The sequence below is a fragment of the Acinetobacter sp. GW821-FHT01C12 genome (genome assembly GCF_059422625.1).
This window is the reverse complement of record NZ_JBWKXD010000013.1, coordinates 103,815-106,866: the sequence shown is the minus strand read 5'-3', so window position 1 is coordinate 106,866 and position 3,052 is coordinate 103,815. Positions and strand designations below refer to the sequence as shown.

The window sequence follows — 3,052 nt, the reverse complement described above, 5'->3', positions numbered from 1 at the left end:
ATCAGAAGTTTTATTTAACATCACCGCCGATGGATGTGCATTCTACAGCATTCCATAACCAACACAACCCCTTTTTTAAACTTTTTTATCAACTGAACATTTTTTCGACCAAAATAGCAAAAAAAGTCCATTTTTAGCTATTTTTTGCACCATTTTTTCTCATACTAATAAAGCAGAACATGTTTTTATTTAAATATTAAGCTATTTATATTTGTTTTTTTTCTTTAAACTATTTGAAATAATTTTATCATTTAATAAATTAAGTCGAATATGGCCCGTTTTATAAATAGAAGAAGCTTCTGTTTAGGAATTTTGCTCTTTTGCTGCAACTATTCCTCAGCCAATTCGTCACATAATATTTTCATGATGACATTGTCGATATTAAGTTATGCAAAATGGAACACTCCGAATCCAGAATTGTGCGTCGTTGATAATGCATCTTATGCAAACCAATTTTCTGCTTATATCAAATCAAATAAGTCTCCTTTTAATATAAGTGCGATACATTCAGCTGATCTAAAAAATCGTCATTGTGATGCGGTATTTTTTTCCAATACTTCAGCACAAACCGAACAGGCCCTTATTGGGAAATCATTAAATTCATCTATTTTATCGTTTAGCTCAAGTAATTCTGAATGTGAAATTGGCAGCGTTTTTTGCTTATCCACCAACAAAACAGGAAATACTATTTTTAAAGTGAATCTTGATAGTTTAGCTCAGTCTAAAATACATGTTGACCCACGTGTTTTATTGCTGGCAAAGAATTCGGATTAAAATAATGATGAATAAATTTTTTAAATCGAGTTCCTTACAAACATTGTTTCGTAAATCTCAATTTACGACCTTTGCAATCACTTTATTTATTAGTACGTCTACTTTTGTCACGATTTCAGTATTTACCGTTGAATCTTATGCGAAACAAAACCTATTATTAATCAGCCGCACCGTGTCTGAACGTGTTCAACCTGCGCTGGTGTTCTCTGATAGAATCGCGATTTCACAGATTATCAATGAATACACCTTTCAACATTCAGTACGCCTGATTGAGGTTTATGATAATCAAGGTCATAAAGTTGCAGAAAGCTTAAAAAATGTTGAACACTATTCTTATATTCAAAACTTTTTTGATCATATCTTTTTAAAAGATTCCATCAAGTTAAACGTCCAACATCAAGGAAAACTGGTCGGTCAAGTTGTGCTGTATGGAAGTTCCAATGAAATTTTAATGTTTATTTTTAAAATTTTTACTGGCTTAGCGTTTGGCATGCTCTTTATGGTTTTTGCTGTATGGTGGTCAGTAAACTTGACCTATCGCCATATTATGGGTTCTTTTTTACCGATTATACAAATTGCACAACTCTTAAGAAACCAAAAGGCGTATAACTTAAGGTTTCCAAAAAGTGATGTAAAAGAATTTCAAGACTTAAACAGTGTCTTCAACCAACTTTTAGATGAAATTCAATCTTGGCATACCCATCTTCAAAACGAGAATAGTGAACTCTCTTATCAAGTTCAACATGATCATTTAACTGAATTACCTAATCGTAATTATTTTTATCAGGTGTTATGTAATCTATATGAAGACACCAATCAACGTGAAAATTTAGCTTTATTATTTATTGATAATAATAATTTTAAAGCTATTAATGATCAATATGGACATTTGGTCGGTGATGAAGTTTTAAAAGAAATGGCTTCGCGATTAAGACGCCATATTCGCCAAGATGATTTTGTCGCGCGTCTTGCAGGAGATGAGTTTGCAATTATTTTACGTTCCATTTCTAAAATTGAACACCTCATCTCTATTGCTGAAAATCTGATTAAATGTTGTGACGATCCTTTAATCTATAAAGGACAATCGATTTCTTTTAGCTTTAGTATCGGTATTGCTATCTCTAGCCAGGCCTCAAGCCCAGAAGACTTAATTTCTCAAGCAGATCAAGCCATGTACAAAGCAAAATCTTTACAGCATCATTGGTTTATTTACCATTCATAATATTAGGGGGTTTTTATGACTTTAAAAAACGTACAACTTTCTATTCTTGCAATACTCTGCCTAGCACTTACAGGTTGTATGAATCTAGGTGGGTTGAGCTATAAACAAGCTCGTGTACTTAAGAAAGAAGGTTTTGTATTAACGGATGAAGGCTGGAGTCTAGGTCTACCAGAACGTTTATTGTTTGGTTTTAATGAATCGAATATTAATACCGAGCGCCAAACTGAATTGGTTCGTTTAGCCACGCAATTAAATAAATATCATCTCGATAAGCTTAAAATTGTAGGTCATACCGATAATATCGGAAATCCTGAATACAATTTAAAATTATCCAAAGAACGTGCTCAAAATGTTTCAAATATATTCATTGAGCAAAAATTTAATCCACAAAATATCCAAGTGATTGGAAAAGGGGCTGACCAGCCACTTAAATCAAATGATTCAGAAGAGAATAAAGCTGAAAACCGTCGTGTTGCGGTGATTATTATTCCTTGATAATCTTCTCTTTATTAAAAAAGATCTCTACGGAGATCTTTTTTTAGATCTATAGAACTTGACACTTCGTTGACAAACACAAATTTCAGGCATAAAAAAACCGCCTTTAAGCGGATGATTTATATTTAAGCTGATGCTTAAATGGTCGGAGCAGTAGGATTCGAACCTACGACCCCCTGGTCCCAAACCAGGTGCACTACCAGGCTGTGCTATGCTCCGAATTTACAACAAACTTAAGGAATTGGGGTGAATGATGGGGCTCGAACCCACGACAACCGGAATCACAATCCGGGGCTCTACCAACTGAGCTACATCCACCGTCACATTAAGTTTTAGGATCTATAGTATCAAGCAACATATGGTGCGCCTGACAGGATTCGAACCTGTGACCATCCGCTTAGAAGGCGGATGCTCTATCCAACTGAGCTACAGGCGCATGACCAATGATACTAATATCATAGATTAACTTGCCTTGAAGAATTGGTCGGAGCAGTAGGATTCGAACCTACGACCCCCTGGTCCCAAACCAGGTGCACTACCAGGCTGTGCTATGCTCCGTTC

Annotated in this window: 3 protein-coding genes and 4 tRNA genes; 3 read left to right on the top strand and 4 right to left on the bottom strand. The window is 35.0% G+C overall.

Going from position 1 to position 3,052, the window contains the following annotated elements:
* The first annotated feature begins 270 nt into the window (after nt 1-270).
* Genes yfiR through yfiB form a run of 3 tightly spaced genes read left to right on the top strand, consistent with a single transcriptional unit; the run spans nt 271 to nt 2,491 of the window.
* Nucleotides 271-774: a regulatory sequestration protein YfiR gene (gene yfiR, locus AC07WY_RS19830; protein WP_004817733.1), complete on the top strand. Its 504-nt coding sequence runs from the start codon at nt 271-273 to the stop codon at nt 772-774.
* A 4-nt stretch (nt 775-778) separates the two neighbouring features.
* Nucleotides 779-1,996 carry a diguanylate cyclase DgcN/YfiN gene (gene dgcN, locus AC07WY_RS19825; RefSeq protein ID WP_004723846.1) on the top strand — a complete coding sequence of 406 codons (1,218 nt, stop codon included), beginning with the start codon at nt 779-781 and terminating at the stop codon, nt 1,994-1,996.
* Between the two features lie 15 nt (nt 1,997-2,011).
* A complete protein-coding gene (gene yfiB, locus AC07WY_RS19820) occupies nt 2,012-2,491 on the top strand; it encodes an outer membrane lipoprotein YfiB (RefSeq protein ID WP_004723848.1) in 480 nt (159 codons plus the stop codon).
* Nucleotides 2,492-2,633: 142 nt separating this feature from the next.
* On the opposite strand, the gene AC07WY_RS19815 is transcribed toward yfiB, so the two are convergent.
* The 4 genes from AC07WY_RS19815 to AC07WY_RS19800 all read right to left on the bottom strand — a co-directional run bounded on the left by AC07WY_RS19815 (nt 2,634) and on the right by AC07WY_RS19800 (nt 3,049).
* Nucleotides 2,634-2,710 (bottom strand) — tRNA-Pro (locus tag AC07WY_RS19815).
* 23 nt (nt 2,711-2,733) lie between these two features.
* Nucleotides 2,734-2,809 (bottom strand) — tRNA-His (locus tag AC07WY_RS19810).
* A gap of 41 nt (nt 2,810-2,850) precedes the next feature.
* Nucleotides 2,851-2,927 (bottom strand) — tRNA-Arg (locus AC07WY_RS19805).
* Between the two features lie 45 nt (nt 2,928-2,972).
* Nucleotides 2,973-3,049 (bottom strand) — tRNA-Pro (locus AC07WY_RS19800).
* Nucleotides 3,050-3,052: the final 3 nt, after the last annotated feature.

Excerpts from the sequence above, each read along its gene's own strand:
- dgcN (WP_004723846.1), top strand. The coding sequence starts at position 779 with ATGATGAATAAATTTTTTAAATCGAGTTCCTTACAAACATTGTTTCGT.
- yfiR (WP_004817733.1), top strand. The coding sequence starts at position 271 with ATGGCCCGTTTTATAAATAGAAGAAGCTTCTGTTTAGGAATTTTGCTC.
- yfiB (WP_004723848.1), top strand. The coding sequence starts at position 2,012 with ATGACTTTAAAAAACGTACAACTTTCTATTCTTGCAATACTCTGCCTA.